21 protein-coding genes are annotated in these 19,138 nt (G+C 46.8%); 4 read left to right on the top strand and 17 right to left on the bottom strand.

Translation table 11 applies throughout. The features are described 5' to 3' along the window. The first annotated feature begins 833 nt into the window (after positions 1–833). Together fmdA and DXZ20_RS25785 are read left to right on the top strand one after the other, a co-directional pair. Entirely contained in the window at positions 834–2,039 is a 1,206-nt protein-coding gene (gene fmdA / locus DXZ20_RS25790) for a formamidase (RefSeq protein ID WP_163659192.1), read from the top strand. 15 nt (positions 2,040–2,054) lie between these two features. Next, positions 2,055–2,336 (top strand): FmdB family zinc ribbon protein, encoded by a 282-nt coding sequence (locus tag DXZ20_RS25785; RefSeq protein WP_163701949.1) that lies wholly within the window; start codon positions 2,055–2,057, stop codon positions 2,334–2,336. 67 nt (positions 2,337–2,403) lie between these two features. On the opposite strand, the gene DXZ20_RS25780 is transcribed toward DXZ20_RS25785, so the two are convergent. The 10 genes from DXZ20_RS25780 to DXZ20_RS25735 all read right to left on the bottom strand — a co-directional run bounded on the left by DXZ20_RS25780 (position 2,404) and on the right by DXZ20_RS25735 (position 9,665). Then, entirely contained in the window at positions 2,404–3,141 is a 738-nt protein-coding gene (locus tag DXZ20_RS25780; RefSeq protein WP_250565929.1) for a serine/threonine protein kinase, read from the bottom strand. Between the two features lie 251 nt (positions 3,142–3,392). Continuing rightward, a complete protein-coding gene (locus tag DXZ20_RS25775; RefSeq protein WP_163701947.1) occupies positions 3,393–4,316 on the bottom strand; it encodes a malate dehydrogenase in 924 nt (307 codons plus the stop codon). Between the two features lie 36 nt (positions 4,317–4,352). Then, complete coding sequence (locus tag DXZ20_RS25770; RefSeq protein ID WP_163701946.1) at positions 4,353–5,090, bottom strand: SDR family NAD(P)-dependent oxidoreductase; 738 nt, start codon at positions 5,088–5,090, stop codon at positions 4,353–4,355. Continuing rightward, on the bottom strand, positions 5,087–6,007 hold the full coding sequence (locus DXZ20_RS25765; protein ID WP_163701944.1) for a PhzF family phenazine biosynthesis protein: 921 nt from the start codon (positions 6,005–6,007) through the stop codon (positions 5,087–5,089). Before DXZ20_RS25765 ends, DXZ20_RS25770 begins: the two co-directional genes overlap by 4 nt. 69 nt (positions 6,008–6,076) lie before the next feature. Then, a complete protein-coding gene (locus tag DXZ20_RS25760; RefSeq protein ID WP_163701941.1) occupies positions 6,077–6,370 on the bottom strand; it encodes a hypothetical protein in 294 nt (97 codons plus the stop codon). A gap of 138 nt (positions 6,371–6,508) precedes the next feature. Next, positions 6,509–7,120 (bottom strand): carbonic anhydrase, encoded by a 612-nt coding sequence (locus DXZ20_RS25755; RefSeq protein WP_163701939.1) that lies wholly within the window; start codon positions 7,118–7,120, stop codon positions 6,509–6,511. Positions 7,121–7,261: 141 nt separating this feature from the next. Further along, positions 7,262–7,675, bottom strand: coding sequence for a hypothetical protein (locus DXZ20_RS25750; protein ID WP_163701937.1), 414 nt, complete (start codon positions 7,673–7,675; stop codon positions 7,262–7,264). A 153-nt stretch (positions 7,676–7,828) separates the two neighbouring features. Beyond that, positions 7,829–8,419 (bottom strand): TetR/AcrR family transcriptional regulator, encoded by a 591-nt coding sequence (locus DXZ20_RS25745; RefSeq protein ID WP_163701935.1) that lies wholly within the window; start codon positions 8,417–8,419, stop codon positions 7,829–7,831. A gap of 171 nt (positions 8,420–8,590) precedes the next feature. Then, the gene (locus DXZ20_RS25740; protein WP_163701933.1) at positions 8,591–8,998 is read right to left on the bottom strand and encodes an MAPEG family protein; all 408 of its coding nucleotides are present in this window, start codon (positions 8,996–8,998) and stop codon (positions 8,591–8,593) included. 127 nt (positions 8,999–9,125) lie between these two features. After that, entirely contained in the window at positions 9,126–9,665 is a 540-nt protein-coding gene (locus DXZ20_RS25735; RefSeq protein WP_163701932.1) for a redoxin domain-containing protein, read from the bottom strand. A 146-nt stretch (positions 9,666–9,811) separates the two neighbouring features. Here DXZ20_RS25735 and DXZ20_RS25730 point away from each other — a divergent pair, with 146 nt between their 5' ends. Then, positions 9,812–10,717, top strand: a complete 906-nt coding sequence (locus DXZ20_RS25730; RefSeq protein ID WP_163701930.1) for a LysR family transcriptional regulator — start codon at positions 9,812–9,814, stop codon at positions 10,715–10,717. Positions 10,718–10,844: 127 nt separating this feature from the next. Here the strand turns inward: DXZ20_RS25730 and DXZ20_RS25725 are convergent, their stop codons facing one another. From DXZ20_RS25725 to DXZ20_RS25710, 4 genes are all read right to left on the bottom strand, one after another. After that, a complete protein-coding gene (locus DXZ20_RS25725; protein ID WP_250565928.1) occupies positions 10,845–12,875 on the bottom strand; it encodes an ATP-binding response regulator in 2,031 nt (676 codons plus the stop codon). Continuing rightward, entirely contained in the window at positions 12,872–13,306 is a 435-nt protein-coding gene (locus DXZ20_RS25720) for a response regulator (RefSeq protein ID WP_006514402.1), read from the bottom strand. Before DXZ20_RS25720 ends, DXZ20_RS25725 begins: the two co-directional genes overlap by 4 nt. Next, entirely contained in the window at positions 13,266–15,569 is a 2,304-nt protein-coding gene (locus DXZ20_RS25715; protein WP_163701927.1) for an ATP-binding protein, read from the bottom strand. The genes DXZ20_RS25720 and DXZ20_RS25715 overlap by 41 nt, the downstream gene beginning before the upstream one ends. A 281-nt stretch (positions 15,570–15,850) precedes the next feature. Further along, complete coding sequence (locus DXZ20_RS25710) at positions 15,851–16,291, bottom strand: response regulator (RefSeq protein WP_163659178.1); 441 nt, start codon at positions 16,289–16,291, stop codon at positions 15,851–15,853. Between the two features lie 482 nt (positions 16,292–16,773). Between DXZ20_RS25710 and DXZ20_RS25705 the strand changes: the two genes are divergently transcribed. Further along, positions 16,774–17,202, top strand: a complete 429-nt coding sequence (locus DXZ20_RS25705; protein WP_163659177.1) for a RidA family protein — start codon at positions 16,774–16,776, stop codon at positions 17,200–17,202. A gap of 73 nt (positions 17,203–17,275) precedes the next feature. Here the strand turns inward: DXZ20_RS25705 and DXZ20_RS25700 are convergent, their stop codons facing one another. The 3 genes from DXZ20_RS25700 to DXZ20_RS25690 form a co-directional block, all read right to left on the bottom strand. Then, positions 17,276–18,094, bottom strand: a complete 819-nt coding sequence (locus tag DXZ20_RS25700; RefSeq protein WP_163701925.1) for an alpha/beta fold hydrolase — start codon at positions 18,092–18,094, stop codon at positions 17,276–17,278. A gap of 41 nt (positions 18,095–18,135) precedes the next feature. Then, positions 18,136–18,582 carry a DUF3598 family protein gene (locus tag DXZ20_RS25695; RefSeq protein ID WP_163659175.1) on the bottom strand — a complete coding sequence of 149 codons (447 nt, stop codon included), beginning with the start codon at positions 18,580–18,582 and terminating at the stop codon, positions 18,136–18,138. Between the two features lie 35 nt (positions 18,583–18,617). Beyond that, positions 18,618–19,138 (bottom strand): quinone oxidoreductase family protein (locus DXZ20_RS25690; RefSeq protein ID WP_163701923.1); only part of this gene is annotated, 521 nt, incomplete at its 5' end.

Genomic DNA, 19,138 nt, shown 5'->3' with positions numbered 1-19,138 from the left:
GGCTGAAAAAAAAGTTGCCCAGACTATGAAATAAGAAGATATCGAGAGTAATTCTACTGAATTTGGAGATATAGACGATGAAGGTTTTATTCACCTTGATTGATGACAATCTGCCAAATTTATTCCCAGGTAACAGCACTAAAAGAGTCTGAGGATAATCACTTGTACCTGCGTCATTACAAATAAGAAGTCCCCCATAATCAATAAGACTTATGGAGGACTTCGGTTTAGAGATAGGGGGTTAGTTGATAGAGTGTTCTATCGACCAGATATTGGGTTAGACATAGAGAGTTTGCAATAAAGCATGTTAGCCGTTTGGAGCCACTCTATGCCAGCATGGTTAATACAGACACATGTGAGGAGCAGTCCCAACTCTGTTTTAATATAACCATCAATTTTTCTTGGGTTGTGTCTCAGATCACAGCATAGAACTCCGGATAGTGAGGCTCATCAAGGCTTGAACAACTAGCCGTATAAAACATCACGGTCTTCAATAAACAATGGGCTCAGTAATCTAAAGCCCTTATAATTTCTAACGTTGAGCGATGGCCGGCTCAATTTTAACAACAGATCAACCGCTACAGATCCGTTGGTAGTTGCCATATGCTTCTTAAAGCAGCTCAATTTTTACATCAGAAACGTAACAGAAAAATCTTGTCTAGAGTAGCGATTGTTACATACTGAGTAAAGTGATAAAAGCTAGTGTCAGAGTACGTAATTACGCCAGAACGAAATATCGAATACCCAATACTAAATGTTGAGTGGATCCATGAGTCCGCTAACTAACTGATCCAAAATTTACGTCTACCTCGTTTATCAGGGAAGTCAACAATATGCCTCAAACATTGTTTAAGGTGGATCTGACAAAATCCATGTCAGAACAAGAATTGCCGGGCCATAATCGCTGGCATCCAGACATTCCAGCCGTTGTTTCTGTCAATCCTGGGGATGTGTTTCGGATTGAGTGTAAAGACTGGACAGATGGGCAAATCAAAGATAATGATAGCCCTGACGATATTCGAGATGTTGATTTAACAGTCGTACATGTGCTCAGTGGTCCTATTTGGGTCAATGGCGCAGAGCCAGGGGATATCCTGGTGGTAGATTTGGTCGACATTGGGGCACTGCAAGGAGATGAGTGGGGATTTACTGGCATTTTTGCCAAGAACAATGGCGGTGGTTTTCTAACGGACCATTATCCTGAAGCTGCTAAAGCGATTTGGGACTTCCAGGGGATTTACACCACATCTCGCCATATTCCAGGGGTAAAATTTGCCGGGATTACCCACCCAGGTTTGATTGGTTGTGCGCCATCCCATGAGTTGTTGGCTACATGGAATAAGCGAGAGGCAGAATTGGTTAATACTGCCCCCGATTTACGTACCTACGGTACTGGGCTATCGGGCGATCAGCCAGTGTTGGCAGCCTTGCCGAATCCAAACAATGCCATTTTAGGCACTGTATCAGCCGCAGAGTTTGATCGAATTGCTGCAGAAGCAGCTCGTACGGTTCCACCCCGAGAACATGGGGGAAACTGCGATATTAAGAATCTCTCTAGAGGCACCCGCATATACTTCCCGGTATATGTGGAGGGTGCCAAACTCTCCATGGGAGATATTCACTTTTCCCAAGGGGATGGAGAGATTTCTTTCTGTGGAGCCATTGAGATGTCTGGGTTTATCGACCTACATGTGGATATTATCAAGGGTGGCATGGACAAGTATGGCATGGTTAACCCCATTTTTAAGCCAGGTCCAGTCGAACCTCACTATTCAGAATACCTGGTGTTTGAAGGTATTTCTGTCGATGAGTATTCAGGTAAACAATATTACATGGATGTGCATATTGCCTATCGCCGTGCTTGTTTGAATGCGATTGAATATCTGAAAAAGTTTGGTTTTACAGGTGAGCAGGCCTATTTATTGTTAAGTTGCGCCCCTGTAGAAGGTCGAGTCAGTGGCATTGTTGATATTCCTAATGCCTGTTGTACGTTAGCGATTCCGACGGAAATCTTTGACCAACCTATTTTGCCAGTTTAGCAAGGAGAAAAATATATGCCACTTTACGATTATAAGTGTGCCGACTGTGGCCCCTTTGATGTGTGGCGAAAGATGGCTGAGGTGAAAATACCCCTGCCCTGCCCTGGCTGTGGTGTGATTGCCACCCGAGTTTTTACAGCACCTAACATCAGTCTCAATACAGGCAGTTTAAGTCGAGTGAGTCACTCCGCTGAACCTCGGTTTGTTAAGCGCCAAGATGTACCACCGTCGCCCACTAATCAAAGCTCCAAAGGGGGGCGTCCTTGGATGATTGGCCATGCATCTCAATGCCTTTAAGTTAACTAAGACCAAGACAAAAGGTATAAATTCATAGCTGTGGTGTAGGCCGATTAATAAACGGCCCCTAAGCTTTGCGCTTTAGCAAAACGCGTAGAAATCGATAAACCCCCCGACTGATGTCCAGTAAGGCGAGAGGGATACGAACCCTTAGAGGCGAGAGAAAAGGTCTATAAACCCAATAGTAAAATGTCTTTAGATCGTCCCAGGCTAAACCAGAACCTGCTCGCAGAAAGTCTGAAATATCAACAACAAGGCCCCGGCCTTGTTGTATCATGACATTTTTACCATGGACATCGTGGGGGCGTAGTCCTCGACTGCGAGCATAGTCTAAAGCTTGATCAATATCTAAAATCACCTGTTTAGGAATGCGTCGACCCTGGTGTAGACAGTTATATAAGGTGACGCCCTCTAGGCACTTAAGGACTAAAAAATTATCTCGGGCGTAGAAACATTGAGAGAAAGCGGGATGAATGCCTATTCTGCGATAAACTTCGGCTTCATCTTCAAAACCAGGACGATCTGGGGCATAGATCTTGACGGCTAAATCGGCATAGTCGGGATGGGTAAATACCGCCGCATAGTTGCCCGTACCTAACAACTGCCACGGAGCCGGAATATGCTTGACCTCAATGGGGTCATGGGGCCTAATACTTTTGAGGCTAACCTGAGGACGCAGTTCTTGTTCAATCATCGCCACCAGAGTCTTAATCGACTGGTTGAGCAGCACATTATCCACAACAGGGCTGCTGGTTGAATAATCAGCTCTGTCATACAAGAACATCTTGCTGTGGTGATTATGCATGGCTGACCAGATCAATATGGGGGCATTGAAGCCATTATATAGGCCACGTTCTAAAGTTGGAGCTAGCTGATTGCGCCCATATATAGATAGTAAGAATAGATAAAACTCTTTGCAGGTTGTCTAAGATGGCCACCTTTGATCAAAGCGAATAGGATATTGGATTGAATCTCTGGCTCTATATCCTCTCCAGAATATCGTGGTTTCCATTAACTGACCTGAACGTGAAATCTTTAAGAGATGTCTTTACCAGTTTATAAGTTCACACACTGGATTTGTTGTTGAACCACTCGCGCACAATTCTGGAAAGCCGATACCTCCGCCTCATTCAGTCGAGTTTCCAAACGATAATGAACACCCTGGCGGCCAACAACACAAGGCACACTGAGGCAACAGTTAAATACATCACAGTACCCATCGATTAATACCGTCACTGGTAGGGTATATCGCGAATCCTCTACGATACTGCGTACAATCATCTCCATGGCTAAAGATACCGTGTAATTGGTATACCCCTTAGCTTTGAAAATAGTCCATGCTGATTGTTTCGCCTTTTCCACCATCTGTTGGCGTAAAGGATTGGCATCAATTAATGCACCACCGCTTGTAGCCGAACTGAGAGCGGCAAATTGGCTGTCTCCGTGTTCTCCTAAAATATAGGCGTTGATATCGGCAGGGTGGATGCCTAGTTGAGTGGATAACAGATCACGAAATCGGGCTGAATCAATAAGTGTGCCAGTGCCAATTACCCGTTGCCAGTTGATTTCCTCAGACTGTTGTCGAGCAATCTGTAAGATTTGGTAAGTTAATGCGTCAACGGGATTGCTGACATTCACAAAAATAGCGTTCGGGCTATAGCGCGCCAGAGGCGGGATCAACGTTTGCATGATTTGAGTGTTTTGCAAGCATAGCTCATTGCGGTTTCTCATGTTTTTAGGCATCGGGGCACTGACTGCAATGACAATGATGTCTGAATTAGCAGTGTCTTCTAATTCACCATCTCGGACCACAAGTCGATAGGGGGTGAGAGCTACAGCTTGCTGAATATCGATGGCTTCAGCATGGGCAATTTCTCTGGTGCGGTTATATAGCACTAATTCGGATGCTAAACCGCCTTTTGCTAAAACAAAGCTAATGGTTGAACCGACTTTACCGATGCCAATGACAGAAATTTTCATGGCCTGTAGTTTCCTGCATACACTACTTAATTCTACTCACCACTTTTCAGTGGAAGGACGAATTTCTACATCAAAGGACCAGGCTGATCGGGGTTGATGGGCGATGTGAAATGTTTCTTCGGCAATATCAACTGGTTGGCAGAAGAACTCTTTAGAAATTGTTATTTGTTGGTTCAAAGGGTGAGTGTTGAGGCCTTGAACAGGTAGGTCTTTTGACCAGGGGGTTGCGATCGCAGCATCAATGGTCAGATAGGCTACATGAATGCCTTTGGGTCCCAACTCGCGGGCCAGGGACTGCGCTAAAATCCGCTGTGCCGCTTTTGTGGGGGCAAAGAGAGCATAGGTGGGAATTCCTCTATGGGCGGCTGTGTTGCCAGTCACAATAATGGTGCCACTACCTGTTTGCACCATCGGCGGTGCCAGCTGACGCACCAGGTAAAGCAGAGAGGTCGTATTGACTCGAAAATTATGTTCTAATGTCTCCGGATCAGCGTTTAGAAACGTTCCAAACGTAGCGCTAACGGCATTGTGAATTAGCACAGAAGGGTGTCCCATCTCTGCTTGGATATGTTTTACGGTGGTGAGTAATTCATCTAAATTACTCACATCACAACCATAGGCGTGAGCCTGAGGGATTTCCTGCTCAAGTTTCCGGAGTCGCTCGCGGTTGCGGGCAAGCATGGCCAACCGATAGCCACTTTTAGCAAATCGGCGGGCAATTGCGGCTCCTGTCCCCTCTCCCACCCCTGTGATTAAACAAATTGGCTGAGTCATGGGTTATCTCCTGATGGAATGGTTATCTCTCCCTGGCTGACTTGAACTGAATTTCCACCAACGCGAATGGCAGATATTTTGTTACCGTCTTTATCTGCCTCAATGTCTAGAAAGCTGGGCCGTCCCATGTCAAATCCCTGTTCAATCACCCAGCGTAATTTTCCAGCTTTTGCAGTTTGGCCCAGATAGCCTGCAAAAGCTGTGGCAGCGGCTCCAGTGGCCGGATCTTCTTGGATACCCATGGCGGGTGCAAACATCCTGGCTCGAAAATCGGAGCCTTCTAATTCTGGATCAGGGGTGAACAGATAAATGTGGGGAGCCCAATAGGAGGCTAATGTTGCTTCCCATGTGGTGAGATTGAGTTGCGCTTTGGCTAGGGTGGTGCGATCGCAAATCGGAATAAACAAAAATGGTACCCCGCAGGATAACGCCTGAGGTGTCCAGTTATCTGCGTGTAAATCTGACGGTTGGAGAGACAGCATAGAAGCTAGCTTAGCCAGAGGTGGAGGCTCTGGGCCAAACTCTGGCAGTTGAGCCGCTGAGAACTGTGCAAAGGTGGGTTGATCATTGGTGCTATGAATAACAACTGGAATATCGCCAACGCCTTCTTCGAAAATAATCGTTGTCCTATCTTCACTTAAAGGCACCTTGCCGATGGCTGCCAGCACATAAGCCGTACCAATGGTGGGATGTCCGGCAAAGGGTAACTCAGTGCCTGGGGTGAAAATCCTCAGGCGATAGGTTCCCTCTGTGGTCTCTGGCGGCAGAACAAATGCAGTCTCAGATAAATTAAACTCACTGGCAATCCGCTGCATTTGCTCTGGTTTTAACCCGTCTGCTTCTGGAAAAACAGCCAGGGGATTACCGCCAAAAATATGTTTGGTAAAAACATCAACGGTGTAAAAACGGTAACGCATAGAGCACTCCAGTAGGTAAGGATTGTTTGTTGAGCAGAGGAGCCAAGAAAGCGAGATTCCTGGACAATTTTATCGATAATGTCGTTGATCTAACCAGATACGAACCTCGTTTTCTGAGCTGAAGTAGTACATTTTCTCATCCAGCGGATCGTAGATTCGGTAATAGCGCTCACCGTTTCTATCCTGGTGTTCTGAAACCACGGGTTCAGTGCTCACGTGATCGTGTAAAAGCTGCGCCAAGGTCTGAGCCATTGCCATCAAGGCTGCTTGAATTCTGTGTTTAGTTGAGGTTGTCGGAGTCTTCTGATGGGATCTGCTTTTAGCAGAATCCGCCAACCGATTTAAAAATGAGGAGGACTTCATGACTGTCTCCTTAATCAGGATGACTAATTGGTATAGTGGGGTGAAATTTAGACTATGGAAAAGAGTTGAATGATGACAGCGAGGGTGAGTGAGATCGCAGTAATAACAACAACTTCTCGATCTGTCTGTTTCATAGCTTTAGGGGTTGGCTGTGACCAATCCTTTGTCTTCTACAAGCTTTGTCAGCCCATGGGTGTCAGTGTTGTAGACATAGCCGTAGATGTTGACATGTTTGGGTGTACCTTTCGATTCCCTGACTAAGCGAGTGTCATACTTCAGGGATGTGGCAAAGTCACCAATGGAGATGCTGGCCCGTTCATAAAGAGCCGCAATGTCCTGATGATGTTCACGTTTATAGGCCTCGATCAACCCATCTGGCGTAAATGAGGTAGCCCCGCAATAGGTATGATGGACGATGACAATATTCTCAATGCCAAATAAATGTTGTGCCACCGTAATTGAGCGCAGTGCATCCACGGCTCGCCCCCCGGCCACAACAACTTCAAAGAGAGTGGCCGACGAAGCAACTTTATTTCCCTGGACATCGGTGACAATAGTGCCCGGATACACCTCGTCAAATTCTTCTGCCACAGCGATGGGAATTTCAATCACCCTAGGATCATAACAATAGACCACAATTGTTCTCAGATTCGGTACGGCCTTGGCAAATTCCTGACGTACCGTTGGTTCATGGTAGTTAGGTTGTTTTGAGAAGATGTAAGCATCAAAATTTGGTACTGTAGAACTCATGATGTAACTCCTTTGGGTTAATAAATTTTCTCATTTGAGCTGAACTAAGCCCTGGGCCTAAATATGAAGCCAAAACCTAATCCCTTTCTGGGACGGGAAACGAGGTGGGTTAACCGCTAACACCTTAAATTGCTCCCCTCATTACGCCAATTTTTCAGCAACAACGCTGTTGTCATCTTTCGGATTTATCCTCCCAATCCGCATCACCTGATGAATCCGCTTATCCACTTCGTAGACTCGAACCCACTCTAGATCTCCAGCCTGTTTTAATAACCCAGAATGGGGCGATCGCACCGTTTGCCTGTACTGCACCTGAGTCATGCGGCAGGCTTGGCCACCATAGCGATAGAGGTATCCAGTGGTCCCTTCTATCACCCAACGAGCCTGATACAGCTTCCAGAACTGACCGTCATGTTCGTAAATATCAAATGTCATCTCATACTGACTCTCTATTTGAAGATGCCAGGGGTTCCCCTCGATCTTTTTCCAGTCAGTAACCAGACTGCCGTCTTCAAATTCTTGACCTGGAATTTTCCATTGCAGTGTGTTTTTCATGATTGTTGCATGATTAAAATACGACCAGTCGTCTTAAAATAACGATAATTTCTCAATGTAGGGCCGCACAGCTGTGCGGCCAATGCAGGATATTCGCTATTTATCTAAATTTGGACACACGCAGGTGCGTTCTTGCATGGATTGTGGAGAGGTTTAGGGAGCCACCAAATAACTGTTGAGCAACTGCCATAATTTCCGGATGGGTTCTACCGATTGTTCGACCTGCATGCGCAGTAAAGCGCCTTCATAGGCATTGATCAAAAAATCTGCAAGGTCTTCGGCAGAAATATCATGCCGAATTGAACCTTGGGTCTGGCCCCGCTTCAGGGTTTGGAGAAACTGGTTTTTCATGGCGGCAAATCCCTCAATCATGGCCTGTTGGCATCGCTCACTGCTTGCCCCCAACTCTGCTCCTAAATTACCGATAATGCAGCCTGCTTTCACCTCCTGATGTCGCTGCATTTCTTGCTCAAAAAACTGTTCAAGGGCAATCAGTGCGTTGTCCTCTGAACCATTGAGCCAAGCGGCCATGTTTGTCACAACCCACCTGGCATAGTGCCGAATGACATCAGCCCCAAACTGTTCTTTGCTGTCAAAGTAGTTGTAGAAAGACCCCTTGGGAACCTTGACTAAATCCACAACTTCCTTGATGCCAGTGCCATGATAGCCCTGATCCATAAACAGCTTAATGCCTTGGTCCAGTAACTTTTCTCGAGTATTGTCGTTGCGTTTTGGTCTAGCCATGGGCTTATTATATGACCGGTCGTTTTAAAAAGTCAAGTGGCTGACTCATGGTTGTCAGGAACTTTGTGGGTGGCAACTGGGTATTCATCTCCTTGTAGGGGGCATAAAGAAGACGAGGCAAGGGGTTTGAGTGTGACATGTATAATAGACAAACCACTTGCCCATTGATATTTAGAAGACAACTTGAGCGCCAATAATCAGTACTGCAGCCCAAGAGACTAGGTAGGTGGGGGTTCTCAGGTAAGGGACACCCAGAATGTAAACACTAGCGTGGAATATTCTGGCCCAGAAAAAGACAGCGGCCCAAATGTTAACAATGTCGTTGTTAGCATCGGTTAGATAAGCTGCAAGCACGACAGCGGCAAAGGCAGGTAAGGTCTCAACCATGTTGAGGTGGGTGCGTTGGGCCCGTTCTGCCCATACTGGAATTGCCGGGGCTTCGGCTGGGAACTTTTTACTGGGATAGTTGCTGGCAAATGCTGGAATGCCCCATACAAAGACTCGATTGAGGATATAGGGGGTCCAAAGGAGGACGCAGAGCATGCCGCTGGCAGCGAGATAAAACAAGGATGAGTTCATGATTTTCTCCTGATGAGTTATCAGACTGTGATCCTCTCACATACAGAGGATCACAGTCTTCTGTTGAATTAATTCAGAGAAGGGGATTGTCCGATCAGCTGATCATCGATCAATAAGATTTCTATGGCTATTCAGTGCCACGGAAGGGATAGTTGTTGGGAATGACGTATTCCAATCCCTGAATTAGGAAGTCAAAGCTGATGCGGGAAAAGGGATGGGTGCCCAAGTTAGCTAGGTAGATATGACCGTTGGGTTTGATCAGAAAAAGGGCGGGTTCACTAAACAGAGTGGGCTCATTATCAAAATGTCCCTTGCTTAGGTATAGCCCCCAACGGCGCATATCGTCATAGGTTAGGCCATATCCCAGCGTTAGCTGTTGTGAGTTAGTTTTTGCTTGCAATTGAGCCGCCTTCTCCTGATCATCGCCACTAATGGCAATAACGGTGACACCGAGCTGACTAAAGGCATTGAGTTTTTGTTCTAGTTCGCTGATGTATTGGACGCAAACAGGACAATGCAGACCTCGGTAGAAAACTATCATCGTGTAGTTTTCAGGCGTCTGGTCAGCCAGATTCCAAAGGCCATGGCTCAATGTGTTCACTTCCAAAGCGGGAGCTGGATGCCCCATGACCAGTTTGGCAGAGGTTCCATTTACAGTGGCTGTCATGATTGTTGTTTGAGTTTAATGTTCGCGTTGTTAAGGGATAAGGGCTTTGAGAAGTTATCGTTTGCCCTTGTCTCCTTAATGGTGTCCCAGGTTAAACTATTCAACAAGGCTATTCTGAGTATAAAACCTATAGAAGGTACCTATAGATGGATTTATATCAAGTGCGTTATTTCCTGGCAATTGCTGAAACAGGTACATTTTCACGGGCGGCTGAGCGGCTTTATCTGTCCCAGCCCTCTCTCTCCACCGGGATTAAGAAATTGGAGCAGGAGTTGGGGGTATCTTTGTTTGAGCGCGGGGGGAGGCGCACGGTGCTGACGGCGGCAGGGCGATCTTTTATGGAGAAAGCCCAGGTGATTATGGATCAGTACCAGGCGGCTTTGCATGAGCTGAAGGGATTTAATGATGAGACTACGCTGCGTCTGGGTGTTTTGAGTACGATGCGCGTTGCGGTTTTGGCTAATTTAGTCAGTTCCTTTCAGCAGCATTACCCCCATATCACGGTTGAGTTACACGATGGCACGCTGGAGACGTTGCAGGATGGGTTAGAGCGAGGGGATGTGGATGTTGTTTTAACGGTGTTGAGTTTGCGTGGGGTATCTCAACCGGTGGTTCATGCTGATTCTCAGACGTCTACTGTGCTCTTTCGGCAGCCGTTGCGGTTAGCGGTGCCGCTCAGCCATCCGTTTTCTCAGCGGACGTCAGTGCGTCTGGCGGAGCTGGAGGGGCAACCGTTTATTGACCGGATTAATTGTGAGTTTTTTCCCCAGGAATGTCAGATGTTGGATGCTGCTCATATTCGTCCTAAGGTTGTTTATCGGGCGAGCCATGAGGAATGGGTGTTTTCGTTGATTCAGGCAGGATTGGGGCTGTGTATTATGCCTTACTGGCAGGGGATACCGGGTATGGTGTATCTACCGGTTTCAGATTTGGACTTTGAGCGCACCATTGGACTAAAATGGCGGCCACATCAGCAGTCTGAGCTGGTGCAACAGTTTTGCCATTTTGCTGCTAGCTATGATTGGCAGTCAAAGGAGCATGCTGCTCTTTAGTTTTTGGTGGGGTGAGTTTACAGTCGATGGCGGCTTTGACGCTGCATTCGACGTTTTGAATGTATGCCTTGATGCCCTATGTTACCTGCATATTTTGCAGCCACTAGTGGTTGTTCTTGGGATGAACTCATCCCTGGGAGACGAGGACTTTTTGCAGCAGCATGAGTAGATCTCGGGTAGTAAACGGTTTATTTAGGGTGCCATCTAACCTTAATTCGTTCGCTACCGAATCTGCCTGCGTTGGGATAATCGCTCCAGTCATGGCCACCACCTTCACCTCAGGCTGAAGCCGTTGCAACAGCGGAATAGCAGTTTGACCATCCATATCTGGCATCATCAGGTCGATCAAAATGCAGCGTACTAAAGCGCGGTGTTCGGCTAGCATTGCGATCGCACCCAATCCATCATTAGCAATCAGCACCTGATACCCATAGGTCTCCAACGACAGCCGCATTACCTTACAAATTGCCGGATCATCATCCACCACCAGAATCACCTCTTGGTGACCGCACAACAACTCTAACGGTGGTGTTGGTACCGAAACAGAATTGGGATCAGCGGGCAGATAAACATGAAACTGACTGCCCTCCCCCACCGCTGTTTGCATGGTGATAAAACCATTGTGGCTTTTCACAATATTGAGCACAGCGGCTAACCCCAGCCCCGTACCCTGACCGGTGGATTTGGTCGTAAAAAACGGATCAAAAATATGTTCTTGAATTTCTGGTGCAATCCCTGTGCCCGTATCTGTCACGGTCACCATCACATGTGGACCCGGCGTAGCATCACCATGCATTTGTAAATAGGGCTCATCAATCACCAAGTTTTTTGCAGAGACCCGCAAGATGCCCCCCTCGGACATGGCATCTCGGGCATTGACACAGAGATTCATGAATACCTGGTGCAGCTGTGTCTCATTACCTTTGACCAACCATAGATCGGCAGGCACCTCAACATGAACATTTATAGACTGAGGCAAGGTTTGTTTTACAATCTGATTTGTCTCTGCTAACAAATCGCCGATGGATAGGACACTGCTAACACTCTTGCCATCTTGGGCAAATGAGAGAATTTGCTGGACGAGTTTGATCCCCCGCTGAGCACTACAGTTTAAGGTTTCAATCAGCTGCTGCGACCGTTCGTCGATGGTCTCCAGGGTAATCGGTAATAATTGCCCAGCGGCCAAAATAGGAGTCAAAATATTGTTAAGATCATGGGCAATGCCACTGGCTAATGCCCCTAGACTTTCCAGTCGCTGGGCCTGCAAAAATTGGGATTCCAGCTGTTTCTTTTCAGTAATATCCAAATGGATGCCTAACATTCTCAGGGGTTTACCATCCTCCCCGTTGAAAATGCGACTGCTGACACTAATCCATCGAATACCGCTGGGGTGGGAGATTCTAAACTCACTGTTGAGACCCTTGCCCACGGTGACAGAGCGCCATAAATCTTGCTCGACCCGAGACCGGTCTTCACTGTGAATTGCCTTGATCCAATTATCATAGGACCCATCAAAGTCACCCCGAGATACCCCATAAAGTGCCTCTAATTCTGCACTCCAGGTAACCTCGTTAGAGCGAATATTCCATTCAAAAATGCCGGTTTTACCCGCCTTTTGGGCCAGGGCTAGCCGCTCCTGCACCGTTTGACGATAGTTGACCTCCTGGCGTAGTCGCTGATTGGCCAGCTCTAACTCCCGCGTCCGTGCCTGCACCCGATGTTCTAAGGCTTCATTGGCTGCCCGTAGTGCCTCGGCCTGCTGCTTGCGCTCAATGGCATAGCGGAGCGATCGCACCAACACCTCATGGTGCATTTGTCGTTTAATCAAATAGTCTTGCGCCCCTTGGCGCACAGCTTCAACCGCAAGCTCAGGATTGTTGGTATTGGTTAAAACCACAATCGGAACGCTGGGTGCCTGGTGGAGGAGGGCATTCAGTGAGCTCAGACCATCGCTATCGGGCAACGTCAAATCCAACAAAACAACATCATAGGTGTTGTCCTGTAGCTGCTGTAGTGCCTTACCAAGACGTTCCACATGGGTCAAGAGAAACTCATCATATAAGGTTTCCCTGAGAAACTCTTGTAGAAGTCGAGCATCGGCAGCGCTATCTTCAATCAATAACACTCGGGTGCTAGTCCCTAGTCTAGGATCGGTCAAAGTTTGGGTAGCGTAGCGGTTTTCAGCCAAAACTCTTCAATTCCTTGGATGATGGTAAATAGCTGAGCTAAATTACGAGATTTGGAAATGTAGCAGTTGACATGTAAGTCATAGCTATTAAGAATGTCATCTTCATTGCGCGATGTCGTTAATACGACCACTGGAATATGTTTAAGCTTGGGATCAGCTTTGATTTCGGCTAAGACCTCTCGACCATCTTTTTTAGGTAAATTGAGATCAAGAAGGATTAAATCAGGCATCTTGACTTGCTGAAAGTCGCCCTCGCGACGCAGGTAGGCCATAGCTTCTACACCGTCTCTAGCGACAGCAATATCACAGGCGGTACCCGCGTGTTTGAGGGCTTCTTGAATTAGGCGAATATCGCCCCGATTATCCTCGATCAAGAAAATAACTTTGCGTCCTGCGTCCACTGGTACGATCTCGACCTCCGACTGGCAATGTGAAATAGAATGTCGCGCCTTGACCTACTGCAGAGTCCACCCAGATACGACCTCGGTGACAGTCAGCAATCTTCTTGCAAATGGCTAAGCCCATACCTGAGCCAGGATACTCATCACGGGTATGTAACCGTTGGAAAATGACAAAAATACGTTCAAAAAATTCAGGATCGATACCAATGCCATTATCCCGTACTGAGAACAGCCAGCTATCTTCCTCACGGTCTACACCCACATGAATTGTGGGAGACACTTCAGAACGTCGAAACTTAATGGCGTTACCAATCAGATTCTGGAATAGCTGCATCAGTTGGGTGCCGTCAGCCACTAACGTCGGCATTGTGTCGTAGGTGACAACTGCCCCCGTTTCATGAATTCGTCCCTGTAGATTCTTTAAAGCTTTCTCTAAAGCTACATCAACTTCTGTTAGGGCACAGTCTATCCCTTGGATATCCACCTTGGAGTATAGCAATACGTCATCGATCAGGGTTTGCATTTGGTGCACACCCCCCACCGCATAGTTGATAAATTCCTTGGCGTCCTGGTCCAGTTCTTCGCTATAGCGCATTTCCAATAGCTGCACAAAATTGGCTACCTGGTTCAAAGGCTCCTGTAGATCATGGGAGGCGATGTAGGCAAACTTTTTTAATTCCGCATTAGATCGCTCTAGATCTTGAGCCAATAGGGCAAGTTCTTCGGCCTGGCGTAGAACTACATTGACAACAGCCTTGCGCAGTTCTAACGCTGCTTTAATTTCGATTGGTTTCCAATGGAGTGACTTGCATCGCACAGTCTCTTTCCACAGGGCAAACGACTGCCGTGGCGAGAGCTTTAGACCCTGTTCAGATTCTTCTACAGCATAGGCATTGTTAGGGTCACCGCCCCAATTGACCGTTTGAATCACCTCTGGACGGAACCAGAGCACATAGCTGCGCTTAGAAATGGGAATAGCCAATAACCCACTGGCTAAATGCTTAAAACGCTGGGCATCTGAATAGATTAGGGGTAAAGCATCGGTGTAGAAAATATCATCATCTAGCTGTTTCCCTAACCATTGGGTTAAATAGTTCAGCTCATTTTCTGACGGGGTGGCTCCCACTAAAGTCCATCGATTACCAAAGTAAACGGCTGTCCCACTAGCGCCAACCAGCTCCAGCAGGCTGGCTTGATCGCCTGTTAAGCCCTCAACAAAATAATCCGCCTGGGACATAGCCTCAATCAGGCTGGATTGGACATTGGCGATCCGAATACGGTGGGCATGATCGGCAACTTCCTCTCGGGTGGCAATCTCGGAAAAGATCACCCGTCCTAAAAACTCACAAGCTTTACGGAGTTCGTAGGGAACATATTTAGCGGTTCGATGATGGCAGGCAATCAATCCCCATAGCTTGTTATCCTTCATCAACGAAATTGTTAATGAAGCCCCTACACCCATATTATGGAGATATTCCAAGTGACAAGAATAGGCGCTACGCAGGATCGAGTGCGTTAAATCCGTAGGCTGTTGCGTCACCGGATTTTTAGCAGGATAGAGATCCACCGCAGTAGCCGCTGCGTCGGGAATTACCCGAATCCAGTTGGAGAGAAACATCTGGCGAGCTGTTTTGGGGATGTCCGATTCGGGATAATGCAGCCCCAAATACGGCTCCATGTCCTCACATTTTTCTTCTGCTACCACCTCACCGTGACCATCATCATCAAACTGGTAGAGCATAACCCGATCAAACCCGGTCACCTTGCGCACTTCTCGGACAATGACCTGGCAAAACGCATATAGCTCCGCTGTAGATTCCAGCTGATTAATTGAGGCCCTAGCCAGGTGATAAAAGCTTAAAAAAGGAATATTTTCTTGGGTAAGGGCAGGCTCAAGTTCAAGCACTAAAAAGCCATCTTTACTGCGATGAAAGACAGCATCAAATACCTGATAATCATCCCCTTCTCTGCGTACCCATATCTTGACCGGATTAATAAAATCTAACTTCTCTTCTGTCAGCCCTACCTTAAATTGATCAACTTGGAAAGGATCGAGAATTTCATCTAAAGGCCTGCCGATGACGTCCCTGACGTCCAAGGCAAATTCATCAATTGTGTTGGTACTCGCCTGCAATACGGTCAGGTCATTGGGGTCTAGCACCAACACAACCCCATGGGGCTGAATCTTTGTCAGACTGGTGATTGATGGCTGTTTTAAGGCTGCCAGGTTGGGACTTGATTGAGTTAGATTTGTATGTATCATACTGTCCTCCGTAGATGATCAGTGAAGTGAACACCAAACGAACGATCAGCACGGCACTGTTCGCTAGGCGCAACGCCATCAATTATTGACAGCTACCTTGCAGAATATCCCAGGTCTCTCTCTGTGCCTTGTTTGAATTGTTAAATAAATAGGGAGTTCTTGAAATGCTGTCGTAGTCATGTGTTGAGGCGACTAAACTACTCTCTCAGTCGCAACAATTATCATGACTTTTTACACATAAATAGATGCTTAATTGGCTTAGTTCATTTTGGCTGAAGTGTTTACTCCAGTGGCAGCGTTACAATGTTAAGCCAGAATGATTCAATCACCTGTATGACATCGGTCAAACTTGTTAAATCCTGAGGTTTAATCACATAGCTATTACACTGCAGTTGATAGTTACTGATGACGTTAGTCTGATCAGCTACAGGGCTGAGAACAATCGTAGGAATACGACGGAGAGACACGTCTGTTTTCACCTCTGAAAGAACAGCCTGGCCTTTGCCATCTGCTAATTGTGGGTCCAGTAAAATTAAATCAGGGCGCGGCACCTGAGGATAATCTCCTTTATGCCGCAGAAAATCGATGGCCCGATGGCTGTCAGCGATAGAAACGATGTGACAAGGAACAGTGCCATTGGTGAGGACCTGTTCAATAATTTGTAAATGCTCTGGCTGATCGTCAATTACTAAAACCAGTCGCTCGCGTTTACGATCATCCATAGCAATCCTAGCTCCCCATACCTTGACGCCCAACTGGGCAACAAAATTGTTCAGATACTAGCTTTGATTCATTGGCTATGACCTCCCATAACTCATCTAGCACATTAATTTTCATGATTTTTAATGTACTAAGATGCCAGTCAATTGGTTGGGTAGGCAGTCTTTTCTTTCTGATTCCATTCCCAAGGATAGTGGCTATGAAAGGGCGGTATCCACGGACGATAGGAAATGTGGGGATTACCGCCATGTACTAGGGCAAAGTATCTTGTTTCTGTATAAGCGGGAGCATGGGGTATAAAGGCTGGCTGCCAAAAACACAGCCTGGGGTCATCTGTCTAACCTGGGTAGTCAGGCTTCCTTGGAGAACAAATTCTTCTTCAGGCATAGGATGATACTCGGATTAAATTGTTTCCCAGGGCACCGTTTATAATCAATTCAATCATTACAATTCAGCCACTAGAGACCGCTGTGAGGATTTTGCTATGGGTACTAAGCGCGAGATTATAATTCCTGAAGGAATGGAAATTTTGTATGAAAAATATCGCTATTGTCCTGGGATAAAAGTGGGAGATACCTTATATATTTCAGGGCAAGTGGGAAGAGATGAAAATATGCAGGTGGTGGAGGGCACAGAAGCTCAATTTGACCAGGCATTTAAGAATGTGGAAAAGGTTCTATCATCAGCAGGAGCCACGTTTGATGATGTGGTGGAGATGATTACGTATCATGTTGTTGATACTCCGATAGAGAATCCACAGGATTTAAAAATTCCTCACTTGTTGTTGTTTATTCAGGTAAAAGATCGTTATTTCACAAAGAACTTCCCTACATGGACTGGTATGGGGATTGTGGCCCTATCTACACCAGGGCTGATTGTTGAGATTAAGTGTACGGCGGTGTTGGGGAGTTAGTTGTTGGCGGTGAGGGAAGATTGGTGATGGAGTAGGGGAGTGTTCCATCACCCCATCACTCTATCACCCCTCATTAGACTGCACCTTTCAAAAAATCAAGTACCATATTCGCAATCTCTTCGGCCATCTGATTCATCATGCAGATAGTTCCCTCGGGAATGTCGATCACCTTACCATGGGGGATTACCTGGCTAACAAAAAATCTGTCTTCTGGTTTGGAGAGACCCAGTCTTTCGAATTCTTTGACATCGTCTAAGCCCCAGAAGATCAGGGTGGGGCATTTGACCTGTTTTAATCTTTCCTCAGCTTCTAGACAATATTGTGCAACTGCCCAAACAGCGTACAGGGGGTGACCAAAACATTTGAGGTCGTCCAATACCCAGCGATGGTTGAGCTCAGACGTGCCGATATAACGGGAACGGGCCTGCCATCGTTGCATGAGATGGGAGCCATCGTCTTGGATCTTAAAGCCCTGTTCAAATAGTTCCATGAGTCTGGCTTTGCCCTGTTCTCCAAAGCCAGGGACATTACCTAAGATCAGTTTGTTGACCCGCTCAGGGTGGGCGGCGGTGACTTCTCCGGCGATAAAGGCACCGGTATGGTTGCCGAGAATGTTGGTTTCTTGAATGTCTAATTCGTCCAGTAATGCCATTACGGTTTTGGCATAGTCGTAAATCGTGTACATTCTGGGGGGTTTATCGGAATCGCCAAAGCCCATGGCGTCCATGGCAATTACCTGATAGTGTTGCCCCAAAATTGGCATCAGTTCTCGGTATTCGTCGCTGCTTCGGGGGTTCATGTGGAGTAGTAGAAGTGGTTCGCCTTCGCCGCCGATGCGATAGTGAATTTGGCCATCGGCGGTATCTAGAAAGGCTCGTTTGATGGGTTGCATGGGGTGTCTCCAGGAATCAAACACGTGTAAATCTTCTTTTCTTACTGAATTCGTGCTTCTTTGATTAGTGTTCGTTGATAGATTTCTCCATTTTTAAACCAGTGCCAGGTGCGGGCGCGATGGTTGTTGCACTTACTCAGGTGGATCATTTCGTAGACAAAGGCATCTGGGATTCCTTTGTAGGCAAACCAAAGGATTACAATGGAATCGTCTGCGTCCCAGGCTTTGCCTTCGATGCGTTCGGTGTCAAACCAGAGCTTGTTATCTCGATACATACCAGGGAACTGATATTCTTCTACTTTGCCGTCGGCCCAGGTGTAGCGATTGGTTTGAAAATAAGGATGGGGCTGGTCGTCTGGAAACTCGCAGGTAATCAGACATTGGTGTTGATCGAGAATTTTGCCATCATTATCAACCACTGTGTAAGTTCCGGTCCATTGGCCTTCATGGCGAGTGAGAACGGGCATTCCTTCTTTGATTGCAGACATTTGACTAGCTCCTAATTTTACTAAACAGCCTAAAATTATGGAACGATAACAACTTTTCCCATAAGATGATTCTGTTCCATTTGTAATAATATTTGTGGCACACACTCCAGGCCCTGAACTACAGTGATGGCAGGCTGTACTTGACCGTTAACAATAGCGGGAACCACCAAATCACGCAGGGTGGTTAAGGTGGTTCGATAATGCTGGTTATACCAGAGGGCAATGCCAAATAGCTGTACATTACGACCGATGAGTTTGACCAGCGGCAGCGTTGCTTCCACACCTGTTGTATATCCATAGGAGATAATGCGACCTTCATTGGCAACAGCTGTTAAGCATTGGGGCAAGGTGACCTGTCCGCCGCCGTCTAGAGCTACCTGTATACCTTTATTTTCTGTAATACGTTGTACCTCTGTAACGACATTTTGCGTGCGGTGGTTGAGGGCATGGTCAACGCCTAAATCCTGTAAATGGGTGATTTTTGATTCAGAGCTGGCAGTGGCAATAACGTGGGCTCCTAGCAATTGGGCAAGTTGGATGGCGGCGGTGCCCACAC

The organism is Adonisia turfae CCMR0081 (assembly GCF_011009555.1).
Classification (GTDB): Bacteria; Cyanobacteriota; Cyanobacteriia; order Phormidesmidales; family Phormidesmidaceae; genus Leptothoe; species Leptothoe turfae.
The sequence above is the reverse complement of the archived record's forward strand: the minus strand, read 5'-3'. Positions and strand labels throughout refer to the sequence as shown.